18 protein-coding genes are annotated in these 20732 nt (G+C 66.8%); 13 read left to right on the top strand and 5 right to left on the bottom strand.

Features of this window, described 5'->3' with window-relative positions; translation table 11 throughout:
• Window position 1: 1 nt before the first annotated feature.
• Entirely contained in the window at window positions 2-1099 is a 1098-nt protein-coding gene (trpD, locus tag ACZ9GM_RS03400) for an anthranilate phosphoribosyltransferase (RefSeq protein WP_476037267.1), read from the bottom strand.
• Between the two features lie 435 nt (window positions 1100-1534).
• Here trpD and ctaE point away from each other — a divergent pair, with 435 nt between their 5' ends.
• From ctaE to qcrB, 4 genes are all read left to right on the top strand, one after another.
• Entirely contained in the window at window positions 1535-2146 is a 612-nt protein-coding gene (gene ctaE, locus ACZ9GM_RS03405) for an aa3-type cytochrome oxidase subunit III (RefSeq protein ID WP_291473504.1), read from the top strand.
• A gap of 72 nt (window positions 2147-2218) precedes the next feature.
• On the top strand, window positions 2219-3127 hold the full coding sequence (gene qcrC, locus ACZ9GM_RS03410) for a cytochrome bc1 complex diheme cytochrome c subunit (protein WP_291473503.1): 909 nt from the start codon (window positions 2219-2221) through the stop codon (window positions 3125-3127).
• Entirely contained in the window at window positions 3124-4329 is a 1206-nt protein-coding gene (gene qcrA, locus ACZ9GM_RS03415) for a cytochrome bc1 complex Rieske iron-sulfur subunit (protein WP_476037268.1), read from the top strand. The genes qcrC and qcrA overlap by 4 nt, the downstream gene beginning before the upstream one ends.
• Complete coding sequence (qcrB, locus tag ACZ9GM_RS03420) at window positions 4326-5972, top strand: cytochrome bc1 complex cytochrome b subunit (protein ID WP_476037269.1); 1647 nt, start codon at window positions 4326-4328, stop codon at window positions 5970-5972. Before qcrA ends, qcrB begins: the two co-directional genes overlap by 4 nt.
• A 128-nt stretch (window positions 5973-6100) precedes the next feature.
• Here qcrB and ACZ9GM_RS03425 read toward each other — a convergent pair whose 3' ends face one another.
• On the bottom strand, window positions 6101-6673 hold the full coding sequence (locus tag ACZ9GM_RS03425; RefSeq protein ID WP_476037270.1) for a 3'-5' exonuclease: 573 nt from the start codon (window positions 6671-6673) through the stop codon (window positions 6101-6103).
• A 401-nt stretch (window positions 6674-7074) separates the two neighbouring features.
• Here ACZ9GM_RS03425 and ACZ9GM_RS03430 point away from each other — a divergent pair, with 401 nt between their 5' ends.
• The 5 genes from ACZ9GM_RS03430 (at window position 7075) to ACZ9GM_RS03450 (ending at window position 12033) form a co-directional block, all read left to right on the top strand.
• Window positions 7075-7668 (top strand): C40 family peptidase, encoded by a 594-nt coding sequence (locus ACZ9GM_RS03430; RefSeq protein ID WP_291473499.1) that lies wholly within the window; start codon window positions 7075-7077, stop codon window positions 7666-7668.
• Window positions 7669-7851: 183 nt separating this feature from the next.
• A complete protein-coding gene (locus ACZ9GM_RS03435; protein ID WP_476037271.1) occupies window positions 7852-8997 on the top strand; it encodes an NlpC/P60 family protein in 1146 nt (381 codons plus the stop codon).
• An 8-nt stretch (window positions 8998-9005) separates the two neighbouring features.
• Window positions 9006-10202, top strand: coding sequence for a glycosyltransferase family 4 protein (locus ACZ9GM_RS03440; RefSeq protein WP_476037272.1), 1197 nt, complete (start codon window positions 9006-9008; stop codon window positions 10200-10202).
• Between the two features lie 77 nt (window positions 10203-10279).
• Window positions 10280-11239 carry an ROK family protein gene (locus ACZ9GM_RS03445; RefSeq protein WP_291473496.1) on the top strand — a complete coding sequence of 320 codons (960 nt, stop codon included), beginning with the start codon at window positions 10280-10282 and terminating at the stop codon, window positions 11237-11239.
• A 14-nt stretch (window positions 11240-11253) separates the two neighbouring features.
• Window positions 11254-12033, top strand: coding sequence for a lysophospholipid acyltransferase family protein (locus tag ACZ9GM_RS03450; protein ID WP_291473495.1), 780 nt, complete (start codon window positions 11254-11256; stop codon window positions 12031-12033).
• On the opposite strand, the gene ACZ9GM_RS03455 is transcribed toward ACZ9GM_RS03450, so the two are convergent.
• A complete protein-coding gene (locus tag ACZ9GM_RS03455; RefSeq protein WP_476037273.1) occupies window positions 12021-13262 on the bottom strand; it encodes a glycosyltransferase 87 family protein in 1242 nt (413 codons plus the stop codon). The two genes, ACZ9GM_RS03450 and ACZ9GM_RS03455, sit on opposite strands and share 13 nt — an antisense overlap.
• A gap of 58 nt (window positions 13263-13320) precedes the next feature.
• On the opposite strand from ACZ9GM_RS03455, the gene ACZ9GM_RS03460 reads away from it, so the two are divergent.
• Genes ACZ9GM_RS03460 through ACZ9GM_RS03470 form a run of 3 tightly spaced genes read left to right on the top strand, consistent with a single transcriptional unit; the run spans window position 13321 to window position 16436 of the window.
• Window positions 13321-14457: an acyltransferase family protein gene (locus ACZ9GM_RS03460; protein ID WP_476037274.1), complete on the top strand. Its 1137-nt coding sequence runs from the start codon at window positions 13321-13323 to the stop codon at window positions 14455-14457.
• Between the two features lie 11 nt (window positions 14458-14468).
• The gene (locus ACZ9GM_RS03465) at window positions 14469-14990 is read left to right on the top strand and encodes a polyadenylate-specific 3'-exoribonuclease AS (RefSeq protein WP_291473492.1); all 522 of its coding nucleotides are present in this window, start codon (window positions 14469-14471) and stop codon (window positions 14988-14990) included.
• A 57-nt stretch (window positions 14991-15047) separates the two neighbouring features.
• On the top strand, window positions 15048-16436 hold the full coding sequence (locus ACZ9GM_RS03470) for a class II 3-deoxy-7-phosphoheptulonate synthase (protein WP_291473491.1): 1389 nt from the start codon (window positions 15048-15050) through the stop codon (window positions 16434-16436).
• Window positions 16437-16476: 40 nt separating this feature from the next.
• On the opposite strand, the gene pknB is transcribed toward ACZ9GM_RS03470, so the two are convergent.
• Window positions 16477-18654, bottom strand: coding sequence for a Stk1 family PASTA domain-containing Ser/Thr kinase (gene pknB / locus ACZ9GM_RS03475; RefSeq protein ID WP_291473490.1), 2178 nt, complete (start codon window positions 18652-18654; stop codon window positions 16477-16479).
• 188 nt (window positions 18655-18842) lie between these two features.
• Between pknB and ACZ9GM_RS03480 the strand changes: the two genes are divergently transcribed.
• A complete protein-coding gene (locus ACZ9GM_RS03480; protein WP_291473513.1) occupies window positions 18843-19205 on the top strand; it encodes an Rv2175c family DNA-binding protein in 363 nt (120 codons plus the stop codon).
• On the opposite strand, the gene ACZ9GM_RS03485 is transcribed toward ACZ9GM_RS03480, so the two are convergent.
• Entirely contained in the window at window positions 19119-20732 is a 1614-nt protein-coding gene (locus ACZ9GM_RS03485; RefSeq protein WP_476037275.1) for an alpha-(1->6)-mannopyranosyltransferase A, read from the bottom strand. The genes ACZ9GM_RS03480 and ACZ9GM_RS03485 overlap by 87 nt on opposite strands.

A 20732-nucleotide genomic window follows, 5' to 3' on the forward strand; every position in this document is an offset into this window, starting at 1 on the left:
CTCAGCTGTTGATGATGAGCTCCATGGCCTGCTGTGCCTTACCGGACTCCAGTGTCTCGCGGGCCACGGCGACCTGTTCGGTGAGGACGGTGCGCAGATCCGAATTCTCCCAGCCCTTGACCACGGCGAGTGCGGCAGCGGAATTGATCAGGACTGCGTCCTTGACCGCACCCTCGAGCTCGCCGGCCATGAGGCGGCGGGCGATGTCGGCGTTGAACGCGGGGCCACCGCCGCGCAGGGCGTCCTCCTCGTAGATGTCGAGACCGTAGGTGCGCGGGTTGATGGTGAACTCCCCGGTGCGTCCCTCGCTGTCGACGGTGACGACCTCAGTCGGGGCGCTCACGCTGATCTCGTCCATGCCGTCGAGGCCGCGGACGATGAGCGCGCGGACGCCCTGGTGCGCGAAGGCGCCGCCCATGATCGGCATCATGTCGCGGAAGGCGCAGCCGACGAGGGCGTACTTCGGGGTCGCCGGGTTCGTCATCGGGCCCAGGAGGTTGAAGAGCGTGGGAACGCCGAGCTCGGAACGTACCGGACCGGCGAAGCGCATCGCGGGGTGGTAGGTCTTCGCGAACATGAAGGCGAAGTGGGTGCGCAGCGCATCGGCATGGATGGTCGCCGGGTCGCGCTCGATGTCGAGTCCCAGGGACTCCAGGACGTCCGCACCACCGCACAGCGAGGATGCCGCCCGGTTGCCGTGCTTGACGACGGTCACACCGGCGGCTGCGACGACGAAGGAGGCCATCGTGGAGATGTTGACGGTGTGGTGTCCGTCGCCACCGGTGCCGACGATGTCGACGGCATCTCCGATGTCGCTGAAGTCCACCCGGGTCGCGAACTCACGCATGGTGTTCGCGGCGGAGGAGAGCTCGGCGGCGGTGATGCCCTTGACCCGCAGGCCGTAGGAGAACGCGGCGATCTGGGAGTCGGTGGACTCTCCGGCCATGATCTGACTGACGGCCCATGCGACCTGGGACTCACTGAGCTCCTCGTGACGCCCGATGCGGTCGAGAACGCCCGGCCAGGTGAAGTAGCTGGCAGGAAGCTTGTCCTGTCCGAGCGCGGGAACGTGGTCCGGACTGTGGGCCGGAGTAGCCATCAGATCTCTCTCTTCTCCTGACTCATGTCAGGTTGATGGGGCGTTTGTCATGCACACCGTGGATGGTGCACCAGTTCAGTCTATGCCCCCGTCGGGGGAGTGGGCGCGCGTGGGAGTCGGTCAACTGCGGGGTCGTCGGATACACTTTCCGGAGATGGTTCGGGGCTCTCCGCGGGAGCAGTTCCATCCACCCTCTTCCGGGGGTGGACAGGGAGGGGTGCGCGGTTCCCGTCGGGGGCCGGGCGGCGCAGGGGAGGGGTCTTCACCTGCAGGGACGCCATGCGTCGGACGGGGTCATCCAAAAGTTCCCGTCTAGCCCCGTTTGTGGTCAATTCCCAGGGAACGCCGATTCCTGACCTGCAGTTTTGCAGAAACTGCGGCATTAAGGGGGGTCGCGAATCGACTACGGGGGCCGCACACGTCATAATTGTGGACGTGACGAGCGCAGTTGGAAACCAAGGTATGGCAGCACCACAACGTGTTGCGACGCTGAACCGACCGAACATGGTCAGCGTCGGCACGATTGTGTTCCTGTCGCAGGAATTGATGTTCTTCGCGGGACTCTTCGCGATGTACTTCGTGTCGAAGGCGAACTCGGGTGGTGACTGGCCGTCTCACCCGACAGAGCTGAACGTGCCCTTCGCACTCGGTATCACCGTGATCCTGGTGTCGTCGTCGTTCACGGCCCAGTGGGGCGTGTTCGCCGCCGAGCGTGGAGACGTCTTCGGCCTCCGGAAGTGGTACGCACTCACCATCGTGCTGGGTGCCATCTTCCTGATCGGCCAGACGTACGAGTACATCCACCTCGTGCAGCACGGGACGACGATCTCGAGCAGTGTCTACGGGTCGGTGTTCTTCATCACCACCGGCTTCCACGGCGCACACGTCCTCGCCGGCGTGCTCGCATTCGTCGTGGTGCTCCTCCGCACCGCGAAGTCGAAGTTCACCCCGGCCCAGGCCACCGCAGCCGTCGTCGTGTCGTACTACTGGCACTTCGTCGACGTCGTGTGGATCGGCCTGTGGATCACGATTTACTTCATCCAGTAGGCCGAACGGGCCGATGTGTGACGCTCGGCCGTTAAGCCCATCGCATTCCGTATGACGAGTTAAGGGAACAAGATGGATACCAACCACAGCATGACCGAGGGGGAGCAGCCCGTGACCGGCTCCCCTGAGGCATCCACAACACGCAGGAAGCGCCGCTCGCGGCGTAAGCTGCGCCGGACTGTCGCCGGAGCGCTCGCGCTCGTGCTCGGCCTCTCCGGTGCAGGACTGATCGCCCAGGCAGTGACCCCCGATGCTCAGGAGGCGACGGCTGACGTCGACGCCGAGTCCCTGATCAGCCAGGGTAAGGAGATCTACGAGGTCGCCTGTATCACCTGCCACGGCGCCAACCTCCAGGGTGTCCAGGACCGCGGTCCGTCCCTGGTCGGCGTCGGCGAAGGCGCCGTGTACTTCCAGGTCCACTCCGGCCGTATGCCGATGAAGCGCAACGAGGCCCAGGCCGAGCGCAAGGACGCCCGCTTCAACGAGCAGCAGACTCTTGCGCTGGCAGCCTACGTCAACGCCAACGGTGGTGGCCCCGGCATCGTGAAGGACGCCGACGGCGCCATCGCGATGGAGTCTCTCCGCGGTTCCAACAACGACAACGGCAAGATCGACCCCTCCGACGTCGCCCGTGGCTCCGATCTCTTCCGCCTGAACTGTGCGTCCTGCCACAACTTCACCGGTCGTGGTGGGGCACTGTCCGGCGGTAAGTACGCGCCTGTCCTGGACAACGCCAATGAGCAGGAGATCTACCAGGCCATGCTCACCGGCCCCCAGAACATGCCGAAGTTCTCCGACCGTCAGCTCACCGCTGACGAGAAGAAGGACATCATCGCGTACATCAAGTCCGCGAAGGAGACCCCGTCCCAGGGCGGCTACGGTCTCGGCGGCATCGGCCCGGTCACCGAGGGCATGCTGATGTGGATCGTCGGCATCGTCGTGCTCATCGGCGGAGCTATGTGGATTGGAACCCGGTCATGAGTGAAATCAAGAGCAGTTACACCTCGGACGAGATCGCGGCGATGAGCGACGAAGAGCTCGCCCGCCTCGGCACCGAGCTCGACGGGGTCACCGTCGCATACCGCAAGGAGCGGTTCCCGGTCGAGGATGACCCGGCTGAGAAGCGCGCCGCCTTCGGCATCAACGTGTGGTTCGCACTGTCCGTGGTCCTGGGTATCGCCTTCGTGGCGGTCTACCTCTTCTGGCCGTGGCAGTACAAGCACCTCGAGGATGACGGCCTGTGGATGTACACCCTGTACACCCCGCTGCTGGGTGCGACCGCCGGCCTCTCGATCATCTGTCTCGGTGTGGGTGCGGTCCAGTTCTCCAAGAAGTTCGTCCCCGAGGAGATCTCGGTCCAGACCCGTCACGACGGTTCCTCCGAGGAGATCGACCGTAAGACGATCACCGCGCTGCTGAACGATGCGTGGAAGACCTCCACCCTCGGTCGCCGTAAGGTCATGATGGGCCTCGCCGGCACCGGTGCAGCCCTCATGGGGCTCGCTGTCATCCTCCCGCTGGGTGGCATCATCAAGAATCCGTGGAAGCCCAAGGCCATGGGCATCCAGGGTGACGGGACGCTGTGGACCACCGGCTGGACCCTCGTCGAACAGGGCGAGAAGGTCTACCTCGGTCGCGACACGGCGGCCATCGCCGAGGAGCACAACGGGCACTACAGCACCCAGGGCGTCAACCGCCTGGTGCGTGTCCGCCCGGAGGACCTCGACGCCGGCGCCATGGAGACCGTGTTCCCCCTCTCCGAGGAGATGGTGAACGACGGCGAGAAGTACGACGCCGACCGCGATGTCTACGAGGAGCACATGCACTCCGTGCACGGCCCGCGTAACTCGGTCATGCTGATCCGCCTCCGCCACGAGGACGCCGTCAAGGCTGTCCAGCGTGACGGCCAGGAGGACTTCCACTACGGCGACTACTACGCCTACTCGAAGATCTGTACCCATATCGGCTGTCCGACGTCCCTGTACGAGCAGCAGACCAACCGAATTCTCTGCCCGTGCCACCAGTCCCAGTTCGATGCACTTCACTGGGGTAAGCCGGTCTTCGGTCCCGCGGCGCGAGCGCTGCCGGAGCTGTCGATCAACGTCGATGCGGACGGTTACCTCTACGCCGACAAGAACTTCATTGAGCCGGTCGGCCCGGCATTCTGGGAGCGTAAGTCATGAGCACATCCACCAAGCCGTCCCGCATGGCGATGGCCGCCGACAACATGGACCAGCGGTACACCATGGCCGCCGGCATCCGGAGGCAGATCAACAAGGTCTTCCCGAGCCACTGGTCCTTCATGCTCGGCGAGATCGCGCTGTACTCCTTCATCATCCTTCTTCTCTCGGGTGTCTATCTCACCCTGTTCTTCGACCCGTCGCTGTCGAAGGTCATCTACGACGGTGCCTACGGACCGCTCAACGGTGTCGAGATGTCCCGTGCCTACGAGACAGCCCTGAACATCTCCTTCGAGGTGCGCGGTGGCCTGTTCATCCGCCAGGTCCACCACTGGGCGGCCCTGCTGTTCGCAGTCTCGATCGTGGTCCACATGCTGCGCATCTTCTTCACCGGTGCGTTCCGCAAGCCGCGTGAGGCGAACTGGGTCATCGGCTGCGTCCTGCTGCTGCTGTCCGTCGCCGAGGGCTTCATGGGCTACTCCCTGCCGGATGACCTTCTCTCCGGTGTGGGTCTGCGCATCATGTCCGCCATCATCGTCGGACTGCCGATCATCGGTACCTGGCTGCACTGGATCATGTTCGCCGGTGACTTCCCGGGTGACATCATCATCCCGCGTCTGTACATCGCCCACGTGCTCCTGATCCCGGCCATCCTGCTGGCCCTGATTGCCGCCCACCTGGCCCTGGTCTGGTACCAGAAGCACACCCAGTTCCCGGGTGCGGGGCGCACCGAGCGCAACGTCGTCGGTGTCCGCATTCTCCCGGTGTTCGCGGTCCACTCCGCGGCATTCGGCATCATCACCTTCGGTGTCATCGCCCTGATGGCCGGCCTCTTCCAGATCAACGCGATCTGGAACCTGGGTCCGTACAACCCGTCGCAGGTCTCCGCCGGTTCCCAGCCGGATATCTACATGCTCTGGACTGACGGTGCCGCACGTATCATGCCGGCGTGGGAGCTCTATCTCGGTAACTACACGATCCCGGGTGTCTTCTGGGTTGCACTGCTGCTGGGTCTCCTGGTGGTTCTGCTGTTTGCCTACCCCTGGATCGAGCAGCACTTCACCAAGGACAACGCGCACCACAACCTGCTGCAGCGTCCGCGCGATGTGCCGGTCCGTACCTCCCTCGGTGTCATGGCCATGATGGCGTACTTCGTGCTGACCCTCTCGGGTGGTAACGACCTCTTCGCCCTGCACTTCCAGATCTCGCTGAACGCCATGACCTGGATCGGTCGTATCGGCTTCCTGCTGCTGCCTCCGATCGCCTACTTCGTCACCTACCGGATTTGCCTGGGTCTCCAGCGCAACGACCGCGCGGTGCTGGAGCACGGTATCGAGACCGGCACCATCCGCCAGCTCCCCAACGGTGGATTCATCGAGGTCCACCAGCCCATCGGCCCGGTCGACGAGCACGGTCATCCGATCCCGCTGGAGTATGCCGGCGCCCAGGTGCCGACCAAGCTCAACCAGCTCGGCTTCGCCGGTCAGCCCGGCCGGGGCGGATTCTTCCGCCCGGACCCGGAGGACATCGTCGAGAAGGTCTCCGAGATCGAGGAGGCCAACGAGCACGAGAAGATCGAGATGCTGCGTCGCCTCAACGAGGCCAACCGCGCCGCTCTCGAGGACAAGGGCCACTCCAACCCCTAGGACCGCTGAGTTCCGCCCGTCATACACGCAGACCCCGGGCCCACCGTCACACGGTGGGCCCGGGGTCTGCGTTGTACGGCTGCATTGTCCGGAGGACGCTGATCCGTGACGATCGTGTACAGAGTGGCCTACCCCGACTCGCTCACGCCGCAGAGATAGTGGAGAAGATCGAGTGTCGCCAAGACGTCAGAGACCGTACGGTGCGTCGGGCGGTGGGCAAGGTCGAAAGCGTCCGCCAGGGTCTGCAGACGGTAGCGGCCCACACGGGAGCGGGGGACGAGGCTACGTGCGGTCTCTGCGGTACACAGGGATAACGACGCCGCCCGTGGGGCGCTGTGCGTGGCGTTGATCCCGGCGTCGATGAAGGCGAGGTCGAAGCCGACGTTGTGGCCTACGACCGTGTCATGGGCGAGGAAGTGGGAGAGTTCCCCGAGGACGTCGTCGACCGGCGGGGCCTGACGCACCTGTCGGTGGGTCAGACCCGTGAGAGAGGTGATGATCTCGGGAATGGGCCGTCCCGGATCCACCAGGCGATGGAAGAGGGCGACTGGACGCCCCTCACGCACCCGTAGAGCCGCGATCTCGATGATGCGGTCGCTGTCGGGGTCCAGTCCGGTGGTCTCGCAGTCCACGACGACGCAGTCCCGGAGGCTCCGGCGGAGGCTCTCCCGGAGCTCGTCGTGCGCGGAGCGGGGGGTCATGGGGTCCCATTCTAGCGGTGCTCAGAGGCACTGAAGTGTGACTGCTGTGATTGGAGGGAAGGTTACCGGCCGGTGGTGAGTCGCGATCTGCCATTTGTGATGAGTATCACAGCAGCTGACCGGGGACGGCTGATGTGACCTGTGTCTCTGTGTCCTGTCGCGTGGTCGGTGGCGACATTTCTGCTGGTTGCGGCGTTATCGAACCGTGATCTTCAGTAGTTCACCAGTTGTAGTGATATCTCTACCTGGGCTTGGTCACGGTTGGATAACGGCGCCGAGTTCAGCTTCGCGGGTCTCGTCCGCTGGACACGGAGCGTGATCGTTTCGTAATCTCATCGTGACCTTGAGGGGCGCGGTTCGAAGAGCGTCCCCGCAACGATCTCGAAAGGCAATTTCCTCCTATGGGTAAGCACAGTCTGAAGAACGGTTCCCCCCGGCGCAACATCGTGGCCGCGGCTGCGATCGGCGTCGGCGCCGTCGTCGCACTGCCTGCGACCGCCCAGGCTGCCCCCGTCCAGGTTCCCGGCACCGACTTCTCCGTCGACGTCCCGAACGAGGTCCTGGACGCTGCCGGCAACTACGTGGACACGAGCGCCTTCACCGGAGCTGCTGCCGCCGCCGAGTCGGCCGTGGCCTCCGCCGCCCCGACCTCCACCGGTCAGAAGATCGCCGACGCTGCGATGTCGAAGCAGGGTGCCCCCTACGTGTGGGGTGCCACCGGCCCGAACTCCTTCGACTGCTCCGGTCTGACCTCGTGGGCCTACAGTCAGGTCGGCAAGTCCATCCCGCGCACCTCCGGTGCCCAGGCCTCCGGTGGAACCCCGGTGTCCCTGAATGCCCTGCAGCCCGGCGACATCATCTCCTACTACTCCGGCGCCTCCCACGTCGCGGTCTACATCGGCGACGGCAAGATCGTCCACGCCGTGAACGAGGGCACTCCCGTCCAGGTCAACGACATCAACTACATGCCGATCAACAACGCCGTCCGTTTCTAGGACCGCACTCCCGGCTCTGGCGCCGATACTCCTCACGGGGTGTCGGCGTCGTTGTTCTTCAATCACATCAGCACCATCTGTCACAACTCCGTCAGTTGCCACCCTAAGGTTGCAGTTCGGTCACGAAGTTGTGGCAATATGTTCAACGGATCGACCGTCCCCACCCGAAGAGGTACTACAACCGTGACCAAGCGTTACACTGCCCGCCACCGTGCCACCGCTCCCGCCGCCCGTACCCGGCCGGCCATGCGGACAGTCGCCGGACTCGGGCTCAGCATCGGCACGGCTGTCGCCGGTGTTTCCGTGGCACAGGCGGAGCCCGCTGCACCGGCTCCCGCCGACAATGCCGCGGACCTTTCCTCCACCCCGGTGGACACCTCCCCGCTCCCGTCGGATGCGGACGGTCTGCTCGACCGACTCAACGAGATCTCCCGCCAGGCCGAGGCCACCAGTGACAAGGTCGAGGAGAACCGCGCCGCCCTGGACGGCGCGCGCGCGCTGCTTGACCGCTCGAACGCCGCCCTCGACTACTACACCCAGGAGTCGGAGAAGGCCGTCGCCCGTGCCGAGGCGGCCCGGGGCCCGGTCACCGAACTGTCCCAGTCGCTCTACCGAGGTGCCACCGTGGATCCGGTGACCGCCGCCATCGGTTCCGCCAGCCCGCAGGACGCCATCGACCGCAGTGCCTACGGGTCGGCACTCAACGCCACCCGTACCGCCACGGTCGAGAACCTCCAGACCTCCCTGTCCGACGCTGCGGCGTCGAAGTCCCTCGCCCTGCGGTCGAAGGCCACCGCCGACTTCCAGCTCATCGAGTTCGGAAAGCGTCAGGCAGACCTTGACGCCCGCACTGCCGAGCTGGACTCCATGAAGGAGCAGATCTCCGAGGCCGTCGACGCGATGCCGCAGGACCAGAAGCAGCGGTGGATCGACCGCAACGGTCCGATCCAGGTCGACGTCGAGGAATTCCTCAATGAGGCCTCCGCCGTCGCCGGCGGCGTCGTGGGTGCGGCGATGAGCAAGCTCGGCAGTCCCTACTCCTGGGGTGCGACCGGACCGGACGCCTTCGACTGCTCCGGACTGATGTTCTGGGCCTACCAGCAGATGGGCAAGTCCATCCCGCGAACCTCCAGTGCCCAGATCGCCGGCGGCACCCCGGTCTCCCGTGACCAACTCCAGCCCGGCGACATCGTCGGCTACTTCTCCGGTGTGAGTCACGTCGGCATGTACATCGGTGACGGCAAGATCGTCCACGCCTCCGACTACGGCATCCCCGTCCAGGTCGTCAGTGTCGACAGCATGCCCTTCGCCGGCGCAGCCCGCTACTGAGAGCTGTAATGCCCGCCCGGTCCGAGCATCGCGTCCTGCTCGTCACCAACGACTTCCCTCCGACCTTCGGCGGAATCCAGAGCTACCTGAGGGACTACTGCCTGGAGCTGGAGCGACGCGAGCCCGGTCGGCTCGTGGTGCTGGCGTCCACGCAAGACGCCGAGGCCGCGGCGGCCTATGACGCCACTCTGCCGTTCCCGGTGGTCAGGTGGCCCCACCGCATCCTGTTCCCCTTCCCGGCCGAGGCCCGCCGGATGGCGCAGGTCATCCGCGAACACGACATCCACACCGTGTGGTTCGGCTCCTCGACACCCTTCGCTCTGCTGGCGAACGCGGCACGGCGGGCCGGTGCCCGACGGATCGTCGCCTCCACCCACGGCCACGAGGTCGGTTGGTCCATGGTGCCGGGCGGGCGCTCCGTCCTCCGCTGGATCGGACGCTCCGTCGACTGCCTGACCTACGTCTCCCGGTACGCCCGCGGGCGCTTCATGGCGTCCTTCGGCCCGACGGTCGCCTGGGAGCCGATGCCCGGTGGGGTGGACTCCGCCCGTTTCCGACCGGACCCGGAGGGTCGGGAGACGGTGCGGACCCGGCACGGCATCGACGACCGCAGGGTCATCGTCTGTGTCTCCCGGATCGTCTCGCGCAAGGGGCAGGACACCCTCGTCGCCGCCATGCCGCGGATCCTCGACCGGGTGCCGGACGCCCACCTGCTCATCGTCGGTCCCGGTGACTACGCCGAGACGCTGCGCACCATGGTCGGGGAGCGGGGGATCGGGGACCGGGTGACGCTCACCGGCCCGGTGGATGCCGGGGAACTCGTCGCCCACTACTGCGCCGGCGACGTCTTCGCCATGCCGGTGCGCACCGAGGGCGGCGGCTTCTCCGTGGAAGGTCTCGGCATCGTGTTCCTCGAATCCCAGGCCTGTGGCGTTCCCACGGTCGCCGGGGACGGGGGAGGAGCCCCTGAATCCGTCCTCGACGGCCGTACCGGTGACGTGGTCGACGGAACCGACACCGACGCCGTGGCCGACGACATCGCCCGGCTCCTGGCTGATCCGGAGCGGGCGCAGAACTATGCCTCGGAAGGACGCCGCTACGTCGAGGAGGCCTGGAACTGGCACATTCTCGGCGAACAGCTCTCCGCCGTGCTCGACGGCGACGGGCGTCGCCCGCCGAGGCACAGTTGGAACTGGCGGGGCTGACCGATACCCTGGGAGGGTTGCACAGGGCGACTGCCGCTGTGTTCTGGCGTGTGATCTGAGAGGACGTGGACGCGGACGTGTCAACGAGTGAACAGCTGACCATCGGTATCGACATCGGCGGGACGAATCTGCGCGCCGCGGTCGTGGACGGGACCGGCTCGATCATCGATATCGAGCAGCTCCCCACCCCGAGTTCGGTCAACGCGCTCGAGACCGCCATCAGCCATGTCGTCGGCATCCTCCGCGGACGCCACGAGGTGACGGCTGTGGGACTGGCTGTCGCCGGGTTCATCACCGCGGACCAGACCTCCGTCCGCTTCGCCCCGCATCTGCCATGGCGGGACATGGAGGTCCGTGACAGGCTGACCCGTGTCCTGGGCCTGCCGGTGGTGCTGGAGCACGACGCCAATGCCGCGGCCTGGGGTGAACAGATCCTCGGACCCGGCCGCGACGCCGGTACCTGGGCCTTCTTCGCCGTCGGTACCGGTATCGGTGGCGCCCTGGTCACTGACGGCCACATCTACCGTGGCGCCTTCGGCACAGCACCGGAGTTCGGTCACCTCACCGTGGTCCAGAGCGGACGCTCCTGCCCCTGCGGCAAGCGTGGCTGCCTGGAGCGCTACTGCTCCGGCAGTGCACTGGAGCTCACCGCCCGCGAGTTCATCGCCACCGGTCGGCACCCCCGCAGTGCCCTCGCCCAGCATTACCACTCCGCCCCGGAGGGCATCACCGGCCGGGCCGTGGTCAACCTGGCCCGTGAAGGCGATGTGCTGGCCTGTGAGGTCATCGCGGACTTCGCCCGCTGGCTGGGCCGGGGCCTGGCCGTCGTCCAGGAGATCCTCGACCCCGAACTCATCGTCCTGGGCGGCGGCGTGAGCCGTGATTCGGATCTCTACCTGACCGAGGCCGTCGCTGAAATGGCGCAGAATGTCGTCGGCGCCGGACACCGCCCGCTCGCGAGCGTGGAGACGGGAGTGCTCGGAGCGGACGCAGGTATGATCGGCGTGGCGCTTCTCGCCGGAGCAGTGAACCCCTGAGAGAGGAAATTCCGTTGCGTAACCGAACCTACTGGTGGTTGAAGAATGTCGTGATCGGTCCCTGGCTGTGGCTGATCAACCGACCGTTCGCCCGTGGGCTCGACAAGATCCCGTCTGAGGGGCCGGTGATCCTGGCGTCCAACCACCTGGCCGTGATGGATTCGCTCTACCTGCCGCTCCTCTCGAAGCGGCAGATCACGTTCCTGGCGAAGAAGGAGTACTTCACCACTCCCGGTTTCGCCGGCGGTATCCAGAAGTGGTTCTTCTCCTCGGTGGGGCAGGTGCCCATCGACCGCGGCGACAAGGATCAGCAGGACGCCGCCCTGCACACCGCCCTCAAGGTCCTCGCCGAGGGTGACCCGCTGGGCATGTACCCGGAGGGCACCCGTTCCCCGGACGGCCGTCTCTACCGTGGCAAGACCGGGATGGCGCGAATAGCCCTGGAGTCCGGTGCCATGGTCTACCCGGTCGCCATGATCGACACCCAGAAGGCGAACATCGCCGGTTCCTGGCTCCTGCGTCCCTACCGTATCGGTGTGGTCGTCGGTGATCCGGTCGACCCCGCGGACTTCGCGGGTGCCGGGGACGCCTACGCCCAGGCCCGCGCCCTGACTGACCATGTCATGGAGCAGCTCGCCGCCCTCTCGGGTCAGGAGTACGTCGGCGACACCTACGCCGCCGACGTGAAGAAGTCCCTGGAGGCCGGGCAGGGGTACCCGGAGGGCACCGAGCCCGGTAAGGGCCGGATCCACGGGACGAAACCGAAGCCGAAGTTCCTGCGCTACCGGCTCTGAGCAGGTTCCGGGGCAGATTCCCGGGCGGGGAGGGTCGTCCGGGGGGACAGGCCGCCGACGGCGAGCCACGCGGCACCGAGCAGCACCAGCTCGGAGCCGACGATCTTCATCAGCAGGTTCCAGTCCATCTCGGCATTGTGCGTCGAGGGGAACCAGGTGTGCAGCATGAGCCGGGTCGTCACCACGATGAACACCGCGCCGAGCACGATGCCGCCACGGCGTCCTCCCCACCACCAGGACACCACCGCGACGAGCGCCATCGGCACGACCCACACCCAGTGGTGCGCCCAGGACACCGGGGACGCCAGCAGCGCGAGCAGGGAATTGGTGCACACCGCAGCGGTGACTGCGCCGACGGCCAACTGACGCAGCATGACGACCACCACCGCGGTGAACGTCAGTACGGCGAGCACCATCCAGATCCGGGTCTGTGCCGGATCCCCGGTGAACCGGGCGACCATGCCGCGCCAGGACTGGTTCGCGGAGTACATGAGTCCACCGATGCGTGTCGGGTCACTGACGGTCTCGGTCCAGTACCGGTGCGAGTCCGCGGGAAGGAAGGCCCAGGCCGCGGCACTGAAGAGAACCCCGGAGATCAGGGAGGTCGCTGCCTCGCGCCACTGCCGACGGAGCAGGAAGTACAGGCCGAACACGGCCGGAGTGAGCTTCAGTGCGGCGGCGAGGCCGATGAGCGTACCGCGCGGCCATGGCGTCCTCGGAAGGAGCAGGTCGGCGATGACCAGCAGCATGAGCAGGATATTGATCTGTCCGTACTCGAGGGTGGAGGCCACCGGCCACATCCAGGTGGCGAGGAGGGCGGTACCTGTGCCCAGGGCCCACAGCGTGCCGCGGGAGAGTCCGCGTCCTGCCTCCCGGGCGAGAGCCGCGAGCACGATCACCACGGTGAAGACCAGCGTCGCCACACTGACCAGGGTGAACAGGATCTGTCCGACGTCGAGGGGCAGCATCGCCAGGGGGACGAAGGCGAGGGCGGACAACGGGGGATAGGTGAACGGCAGGCTGATCGTCCCGACGCTGAAGACCCCCTCATAGAGGGAGATGTCGTCCAGGACCGCCCGACCGCCTTCACGGTAGACGTCGAAGTCGATGTGGTACGGCACCCCGTCCCCGTTGACCACGTACGTGACCAGTGCATGTACCCCGGAGGCCACAGCGAGAACACCGAATACCATCCACAGAACCAGCGCACCGCTGGAAGCTCTTTTCACGGGAACTCAGCCTACGTCGAATTGAGGTTTCCTGTGAACTACGGCAGGGTGGATACCTGTGTCAGATTCCGTGGGGACAGGTGTGCCGGTCGCGTCCGACAGTGAGCAGGCTGCCGGAACCTCCGGCGAACCCACCCACACCCCCACGTCGAACAGGCTGCTCTGGGCGGACTGCGCCAAGGGCCTGTCGATCATCGCGGTCTGCTACATGCACGTCGTCACCGGTGTGCCCGGCGGCCAGGACTCGGGGTGGCACTGGTTCAACGATGTCATGGACCCGATCCGGATGCCGATGTTCTTCCTCATCTCCGGACTCTTCGCCCACCGCGTCATCGAACGCACCCTCGGTGACCTCTGGTACCGGCGGCTGTGGTTCCTCCTGGTACCGTACCTGGTCTTCACCCCGGTCCAGGCAGCGATCAGGATCGACATGGTCGAGGACGTCACCTGGCGGAACCTCGGCCGGGCGATCCTGTTCGGCGACCCGGGCATCTGGTTCCTCTATGCGTTGATGGTCTTCAACATCGCCGCCTGCCTGCTGCGTCGCGTCCCGCCGCCGGGGGCGGTGGCTCTGTCGGTCGTCCCGGCGATCTGCGTCGCCGCCGCCGGCCTGACCCAGTACAACGAGATCACCCACATCACCGCCTACATGCCGGCCTTCTTCCTGGGGCTGCATTTCCGGGCGGTGTTCTTCCTGCTCGCCGCCTGGGCGACGGACTGGCGTGTCATCCTCGGTGCGGTCGCGGCCTACGTCGGCTGGGAGTGGGTCATGGATCTGCTGGTCGACCACGTCAACCCGGACGGCTGGACCACTGCAGAGGCGGGGCTGATCAATCTCACCGGGATGGTGCGGATCCTCACCGCGGTGCCCGTGGGCATCATTGTGGCGGTGTGGATCTCGCGTACCCCGGTTCTCTCGACCGTCTTCGCCGGTATCGGGCGCCACACCCTGCCGATCTACGTCTCCCACCACGCGGCCCTGTACCTGGTCAACGAGGAGATCATCCGTCCCCTCGTCGAGAGCGACCCGGAGCGCTGGGAGTTCCTCACCGGCATGAACTTCCGGATCTTCCTCGGTTTCGCGGTGTGTGCGGTGACCGGCTGGATCTTCTACCGGATCGGCAGGCTCCCTGTCATCGGATGGATCCTCTACCCGCCGGCTCTGCCACGCCGCCGCCTGAGCCCCGGCGACTAGACTGAGCTCCCGTGCGCTACTTCTATGACACGGAATTCATCGAGGACGGCCGGACGATCGATCTGGTCTCCATCGGTGTCGTCGCCGAGGACGGTCGCGAGTTCTACGCCGTCTCCTCGGACTTCAACGAGCGACGGGCGGGAAGCTGGGTGCGGCGCAACGTCCTGCCGCAGTTGCCGCCCCGGTCCGATCCGGCATGGATGCCGCGGGCGGTGCTGCGGGAGCGTCTCTACGAGTTCCTCCTGCCGGACCACACGCCCGGCGACTGGCTGCCGGCGTCGCTGCGTCCGGAGATGTGGGCGTGGCTGGGAGCCTACGACCATGTCGCCTTCGCCCAACTGTGGGGCGACATGACCGGCCTGCCGCGGGAACTCCCGCGCTTCACCCGGGAGCTGCGCCAGCTCTGGGAGGACGCCGGACGCCCGCAGCTCCCGGACGAGCCGTCGAACGCCCATGACGCGCTCGCCGACGCCCGGTTCAACGTCACGAAGTACCGGTTGTCCGTGCAGGCGAGAGACGCACGTCACCGCTGACGCGGGAAGACGGGGCGGTTTCACTGTCTGGACGTGTGTTCTCGTATGATGACGCACATGGGTTGGACTATTGACGCACCGCTTGACGAACTCCCCGATCTGCCACCGCTGCCGGGAGAGCTCGAGAACCGTTTCCAGGATGCCGTCGCGCGCGACGCGAAGCAGCAGCCGGGCTGGGACCAGGGGCATGCGGACCGCGTCCGCAAGATCCTCGAGTCCGTGCCCCCGATCGTCGTGGCGCCGGAGATCCGTCGCCTGCGCGCGCAGCTCGCCGACGTCGCGAACGGCCACGCCTTCCTGCTCCAGGGTGGTGACTGCGCCGAGACCTTCGAGTCGAACACCGAGCCGCACATCCGCGGCAACGTCAAGACTCTCCTCCAGATGGCCGTCGTGCTGACCTACGGCGCCTCGACCCCGGTCGTCAAGATGGCCCGCATCGCCGGCCAGTACGCCAAGCCACGCTCCGCCGACAAGGACTCCAACGGTCTGCTCAACTACCGTGGCGACATCGTCAACGGCATCGAGGCGACCGAGGAGGGACGCCGCCACGACCCGTCGCGCATGGTCCGCGCCTACGCGAACTCCGCGGCGGCGATGAACCTCGTCCGCGCCCTGACCAGCTCCGGCACCGCCGACCTGGCGAAGCTGCACGAATGGAACCGTGAGTTCGTCGCCAATTCCCCGGCCGGTGCCCGTTACGAGGCCCTCGCGGAGGAGATCGAACGCGGCCTGGAGTTCATGCAGGCCTGTGGTGTCACCGACTCCACCCTGCAGCAGGCCGACATCTACTGCTCCCACGAGGCCCTGGTCCGCGACTACGAGCGTGCCATGCTGCGTCTGGCCCACGGCGAGAACGGTGAAGACGTCCTCTACAATCTCTCCGCCCACCAGATCTGGATCGGTGAGCGTACCCGCGGTCCCGAGGACTTCCACATCGCCTTCGCCGCGCTGGTCGGCAATCCGGTCGGTGTGAAGATCGGCCCGACGACGACCCCCGAGGAGGCCGTCGCCTACGTCGAGAAGCTGGACCCGGACAACGAGCCGGGCCGCCTCACCCTCATCAGCCGTATGGGGTACGACAAGATCCGTGACGCCCTGCCTCCGATCGTCCAGGCGGTTGAGGCCACCGGCCACAAGGTGATCTGGCAGTGCGACCCGATGCACGGCAACACCTACACCTCCTCCAACGGCTACAAGACCCGTGACTTCGACCGCATCATCGACGAGGTCCAGGGCTTCTTCGAGGTGCACCGTGCACTCGGTTCCCACCCGGGTGGCGTGCACATCGAATTCACCGGTGAGGACGTCACCGAGGTCGTGGGCGGCGCCCAGGACATCACCGACGTCGACCTGCCGTCGCGCTACGCCACGGTGGTCGACCCCCGACTGAACACCCAGCAGGCGCTTGAGCTGTCCTTCCTCGTCGCCGAGATGCTGCGTCGCTAGTCTGTCGCTAGTCTGTCGCTAGTCTGTCGCCGGTCGGACGCTAGATCGTCCGCAGGGTCACCGTGGTTCCCTCGGTGACCCGTGTGCGGGGGCCGGGGGACTGGGTGATGACGCGGCCGCCCGACCGGCCGTCGATCTTCACCTCGAAGCCCTTGTCCTCCAGCGCCTCCGTCGCGTCTTCGGCGGACTTGCCGATGACGAAGGGGACCTTGACCTGGTCGGAGGGATGGAGGGTCACCGTGTTGTTCCGGGCGGGGTCCAGGCGGGTTCCGGAGGTCGGGGAAGTCTCCGCCACCTTCCCGGCGTCCTCGTCGGTGTCGGAGACAGCGTCACCGGTCACCGGGTTCAGCCCGGCGTCACGCAGCGCCTCCGCAGCGTCCTCCATGGACTTGCCGGCGAGATCGGGGACGGTCACTGCCGAGGAGATGACCAGGTGCACCTCGGAGCCGGAGGGGACTTCGGTGTCGGTGTCCGGGTCGGTGGTGATCACGTCACCACCGTCGACGTCCGCGTCGAACTCCTCGGTGGTCCCGGAGACTTTCAGTCCGGCATTCTCCAGGGTCTGGGTGGCCTTCTTCTCGGTCATGCCGGACACGCCGGGCACCTTCACCGGGCGCGGGCCCTTGCTGACCTGCACCGTGATCTCGGTGCCGGTATCCACCGTGGTGCCGGAGGAGGGGGAGACTTTCGCGACGACGCCCGCCGGGGCGTCGTCGTCCCAGACTTCGTCGCCGACCGTCCAGGTCAGCGTCCGGTCCTGCAGCTTCGACCGGTAGGACGCCAGGGTGTCGGTGTCGCTCGGCTCGGGGACGGTCGGCCGACCCCGGGAGACCAGTACCGCCACCTCACTGCCGCGTACCACCCGTTCGCCGGACCCAGGGTCTGTCCCGGTGACCGCGTCCGCCGGATCGTCGTCCGACCAGATCTCGGAGACCGTGGAGGTGAAGCCCGCCTGCTCCACGGCGGAACGGGCGCCGGTCACGTCCTGGCCGAGAACCTGCGGGACTTCACCGTAGCGGCCGGAGGCGACCCACCAGGACCCCACGGCGACGGCGATGACCATGACGAGGACGAGGGCGGTCCACAGCACGGTGCGGACCGGGCGACGGTTGCTCAGCGGCGGTCCCGACGGGGCGGGGACCGGCTCGGGGACCCGGCGGGTGACGTGGGTGGGGTGTTCCTCCACACGACGTGGCGGCTCCGGCTCCTGGTAACTGGTCTGCGCGGTGTGCTGGTCGGGGGTGACCTGTGGGACCATGCTCGTGGCCATTGCTGCGTCATCCCAGCTCAGCCGGTCGCTGAAGACCGACCCCGCCAGTGCCCGGTGGACGGCGGAGTTCTCGGGGACCGGCACGCGGAACGCCGGAAGTCCCAGATCCCGGACCGTGTCACGGACGGCCTCGAGGAACTGGGACCCGTCCTCGAAGCGCTGGACCGGGTTGCGGCGGGTCGCGATGAGCACCAGGTCGTCGAGCTCCTGCGGGACACCGGCGATGACCGCCGACGGGGCGGGGACATCCCGGTCCAGCCGCATCGCCGCGGTGTCCCGGGGCGTGGCGCCGCGGAACGGTGGGTGGCCGGTGAGCAGCTCGAAGAGCATCACGCCGGCGGAGTAGACGTCGCTCTGCGGGCCGGTGCTGCGGCCCTGCACCTGCTCTGGGGACAGGTAGGCGGCGGTGCCGATGACCGGGCCACCGCCGGCGGCGGACTGCTGGCGGCTCGCCCGCACCAGCCCGAAGTCCGCGAGCTTGACCTGGTGGTCGTCGCGGATGAGGACGTTGTCCGGCTTGACGTCCCGGTGGACCATCCCCTCCCGGTGCGCCAGTGCGAGAGCCTGCAGCACCGGCTCGGTGACCGCCAGGGCGGCGTGCGGCGGCATCGGGCCGCGTTCGCGGAGCAGTTCACGCAGCGTCCCGCCGGGGACCAGCTCCATGATGAGGAAGACGAGGTCGCCGTCCTCGCGTTCGTCGGTCCCCTGGTCGAAGACGTTCACCAGGCAGGGATGGTCCAGCCGGGCGACGGCACGCGCCTCACGCTCGAACCGTGTCCGCGCGTCACGGTCCGCGGCCAGGGCCGGGTCCATGACCTTGGCCGCGAGATCGCGGTCGAGGCGGGTGTCGATGCAGTGGTAGACGGTCGACATACCGCCGTGGGCGATACTCGCCCCGATACGGTAGCGACCGTCGAGCAGATCGCCGGCCTGGAGCTGTGCTGCCACGGTGGGGGGATCGCCTCCTGGTTGTGTCGGTGGTCGTGTCGGTGGTCGTGTCGGTGGTCGTGTCGGTGGTTGTGTCGCTGGTCGTGTCGGGGACAGACGGGTACCCGGCGATTATACGGGGGAGGGCGGTTAAGGTAGTAGACGTGAGTAACGACAACAACACTTCCCCCGACGGCTCCGGCCTCGTCCTGACCTCCCCGCTGTCCGGGATACCCGCCGGCGAACGACTGCTGACCGTCCCCGATGTCGCCGATCTCCTCGGCGTCATCGTCACCCGGGTGATGGACGAGCTCAACCGTCACCGGCTCATCGCCGTCGACGTTGACGGAGTGCGCCACATCCCCGCGCGCTTCTTCACCGACGACGCCGAGATCAACAAGTTCGTGCCCGGTGTCATCGCCCTGCTCGCCGACGGTGGCTGGGAGGACGCCGAGATCCTCGACTTCCTCTTCACCACCGATGAGTCACTGCCGGGGCGACCCGTCGACGCCCTCCACGGGCACCTCGCCCGCGAGGTCATGCGCCGCGCCCAGGGGATGGCCATCAGCTGATTCCTCCGCTGAGTCATCCTGGCGTAGGCAGGTCCGCGCCAGCCACCACATCACCAGGCCCACGAGGATGAGCCAGGGGATGTTGTAGAGCCGGTTGTTACCGGAACCGTCGAAGGTCATCGACAGCACCATCGCCAGCCAGGCCACGGCGAACACCGCGCGGCGGTCCCGGATCCACAGTCCGACCAGGGCCAGGGGCGCCATGTAGTACCAGGGCAGGACCACCGCGTTGAACAGGCAGGTCGCCACGTACGCCACGGTCGCCCCGACGAAGGCCTCCTTCACCGAGCGGCGCCACACGGCCCAGGCGATGACGAGGATCAGCACCATCACGACGGTCGAGACCGGCCGGACGACGTCGATGATGTCGTTGAAGAAGATGTTCTCGTTGACCGCGCCGATCGGGCGTACCAGTACCGAGGCGACCAGCGAGGGCACCGCCAGCGGGTTGATCACCTTGGAATTGCCGCTGATTTCGGAGACCCAGCCCCAGGACTGGCCGCTGGCCACGGTCACCAGGGCGAGCATGCCCACCGACACCGCCAGGCACGCCACGCCACCGGTGATGAGAGTGACCGCACGGCGCAGCGTCCCGTGCCGTACATCGGCGACGACCTCCTTCACCGGACGCCGCACCGGGGCGTCCTTCCCGAGCGGCCCGGCATAGCGGGCGACGAAGATCCACACCAGGAACGGCAACGCGATCGCCGCCGTGGCCTTCAGGGCGATACCCGCACCGACGAGGACCGCACCGAGCAGTGCTCCCCGCACCGCCGGCAACCGGACCGCGGCGAGCAGCCCGGTGCACACCAGCAGCATCATGGTGACCTCGTTGTGCATGCCGCCGACGAGGTGGATCACCGACAGTGGATTGGCCACCCCCAGCCATACCGCGAGCGACGCATTGACCTTCAACGCGGCGGCCAGGCGGGCGACGGCCCACACCAGACCGGCGAAGCAGGCCAGTGAGAAGATCTTGTAGACGATCACACCGGCGGTGACGTTGTCACCGGTGACGCTGACGACGCCCTCACCGATCCACATGTGCAGCGGACCGTAGGGGGTGGTGGTGTTGCGCCAGTCCGGACTGACCTCGAAGAACACCCGTCCCGGGACAGCGGAGGCACCGACCTCGTAGGGGTCGAAACCCTCGTGGCTCAGTGTCCCCTGCATGAGATAGGAGTAGACGTCCCGGCTCATCAGCGGGCCGGCCAGCAGCAGTGGTGCGGTCCACGCCACCAGCGGGGCGACGCCGAGGGCCTCGCCCCGGCGCAGCAGACGTCCGCCGAGGACGGACCAGGAGACCACCATGGCGAGAACACCCAGCCACAGCACCACCACGAGGATCCCGGCGAAGTGCCCGAAGCTGAGGTTGGTCAACCCGAGGGACTGCAGCACACCACCACGCGTACGGGTCGCGCCGACGGCATGGGAGGTCAGTGCCATCACCAGTGAGCCGACGGCACCCAGGACAATCGCCGTGCGTCGCGACATGCCACGTACCCGGGCGGTGACTGTGGACGCCAT

It is taken from the genome of Corynebacterium sp. UD i78 (assembly GCF_056280545.1).